The organism is Streptomyces sp. 130 (assembly GCF_007096885.1).
Taxonomy (GTDB): Bacteria; Actinomycetota; Actinomycetes; order Streptomycetales; family Streptomycetaceae; genus Streptomyces.
The window spans coordinates 1-371 of sequence record NZ_VJNO01000133.1 but is presented as its reverse complement, the minus strand read 5'-3'; the positions used below and the strand labels follow the sequence as shown (position 1 = coordinate 371).

Annotated in this window: 1 protein-coding gene; it reads right to left on the bottom strand. The window is 69.3% G+C overall.

The features are described 5' to 3' along the window. The coding region (locus FKN01_RS32330; protein ID WP_185993091.1) for a condensation domain-containing protein at nucleotides 1-356 on the bottom strand (356 nt) is incomplete at its 3' end. Nucleotides 357-371 lie beyond the last annotated feature (15 nt).

Sequence of the window (371 nt, the reverse complement as noted above, 5' to 3'; positions counted from 1 at the left end):
CTCAACCGCACCTCACCGAACTCCACCGCCAACGCCCCCGGCACCCGCGCCACCTGCTCCGCGAACACCTCCGGAATGGAGCCGGCATTGACCTCGACACCGGTGCTGTTCCACTCCTCCAACGCAGCGCACTCACCCGGCAGCAGCACATCCAGCCGGGACAGGGGCCGGTCGGGTTCACAGACCACGGCGTCGAGCAGCTGCGTGAAGCGCTGCTGGAGCTGCTGCACGGTGCTCCGGTCGAACAGGTCCGCGCTGTACTCGAAGGCACCGCTCAGTTCCGCGGTGCCGCCGGACTCACCGGGAGTGAGGTGGAGGGTGAGGTCGAACTTGGTGGCCCCGGTGCTCACCGGCACGCCGGCCACCTCGAG